Source organism: Chromobacterium piscinae (assembly GCF_021129175.1).
Lineage (GTDB): Bacteria > Pseudomonadota > Gammaproteobacteria > Burkholderiales > Chromobacteriaceae > Chromobacterium > Chromobacterium piscinae.
This window is the reverse complement of sequence record NZ_JAJOHV010000177.1, coordinates 1-1,723: the sequence shown is the minus strand read 5'-3', so window position 1 is coordinate 1,723 and position 1,723 is coordinate 1. Positions and strand designations below refer to the sequence as shown.

1 protein-coding gene is annotated in these 1,723 nt (G+C 67.1%); it reads left to right on the top strand.

The features are described 5' to 3' along the window. A partial coding sequence (locus LQR33_RS24025) for an ABC transporter ATP-binding protein (RefSeq protein ID WP_231470746.1) occupies nt 1–1,674 on the top strand: 1,674 nt, incomplete at its 5' end. Nucleotides 1,675–1,723: the final 49 nt, after the last annotated feature.

The window sequence follows — 1,723 nt, the reverse complement described above, 5'->3', positions numbered from 1 at the left end:
CGCAATCTGCGGGTGCGTTTCCGCCAGGAGGACGGCGGCCGCTTCGAGGCGCTGAAGGGCGTGAGCTTCGACATTCCGGCGCACCGGACGGTGGCGCTGGTGGGGGAATCGGGCTCCGGCAAATCGGTGACGTCGATGGCCATTATGCAGCTGTTGCCGCCGCAATCGAGCGAGATCGATCCGGCGTCGGAGCTGCGCTTCGACGGGCGCGACCTGCTGAAGCTGAGCGCGGCCGAGCTGCGCCGGCTGCGCGGCAAGGACGTGGCGATGATTTTTCAGGAGCCGATGAGCTCCTTGAACCCGGTGTTCACGGTGGGCGAGCAGATCGTCGAGACGCTGACGCTGCACGCCGGGCTGGGCCGCGGGGCGGCGTGGAAGCGGGCGGTGGAGCTGCTGCGCGAAGTGGGGCTGCCGGAGCCGGAGAAGCGGGTGAAGAGCTACCCGCACGAACTGTCCGGCGGCCAGCAGCAGCGGGTGATGATCGCCATCGCCATCGCCTGCGAGCCCAAGCTCTTGATCGCCGACGAGCCGACCACCGCGCTCGATGTCACGATTCAGAAGCAGATCCTGCAGCTGATCGCCGATCTGCAGAAGAAGCACGGCATGTCGGTGCTGTTCATCACCCACGACCTGGGGGTGGTGGGCGAGTTCGCCGATGAAGTGATCGTGATGCGCCACGGCGTGATCCGCGAACAGGGCACCGTGCGACAGATCTTCGAGAACCCGCAGGACGCGTACACCAAGGCGCTGCTATCGTGCCGTCCGCATCTGGACCGCCGCCCGGAGCGGCTGGCGGTGATCGACGACTTCCTGCAGCCGGGCGGCTACGTGGAGCCGGCCGAGCGCAAGCGCGGCTACGCGGCGGGCGACGAGATCGTGCTGGACGTGCAGGGGCTGTGCAAGAGCTTCGACATCCGCGAAGGCCTGTTCGGCAAGCGGCAGTTCCACGCGGTGCAGGACGTATCGTTCAAGCTGGCGCGCGGCAAGACGCTGGGCATCGTCGGCGAGTCGGGCTCCGGCAAGACCACCGTCGGCCTGACGCTGGTGCGGCTGCACCAGGCGACGGCGGGCAAGGCCTTGTTCCACGGCCAGGACCTGATCGGCATGAGCGCCAAGGCCTTCCACGCCTACAAGAAACGGATCCAGATCATCTTCCAGAACCCGTACGCATCGCTGAATCCGCGCTTCACGGTGGAGCAGATCCTGACCGAGCCGATGCTGCTGCACGGCATCGGCCAGGATGCCGGCCAGCGCCGCAAGCTGGCGCAGGACCTGCTGGACAAGGTGGGTCTGCCGGCGGGCGCGCTGGCCAAGTACCCGCATGAGTTCTCGGGCGGGCAGCGGCAGCGGATCGCGATCGCGCGCTGCCTGACCTTGAAGCCGGAAGTGCTGATCTGCGATGAATCGGTGTCGGCTTTGGACGTGTCGGTGCAGGCGCAGGTGCTGAACCTGCTGCAGGACTTGCAGGACGAGTACAAGCTGTCCTACCTGTTCATCTCGCACGATCTGGCGGTGGTGAAGCACATCTCGGACCAGGTGCTGGTGATGAACAAGGGGCGGGTGGTGGAGCAGGCGGACGCGGACGTGATCTACCGCGAGCCGCGGGACGGCTACACCAAGAAGCTGCTGGGGGCGATCCCGCAGGGCTGGAGTCCGGCGCTGGCGCCGGCGTAGCGCGGAAGACGCGATGCAGGACAAGCCGGCCCGGGTGGGCCGGCTTTTT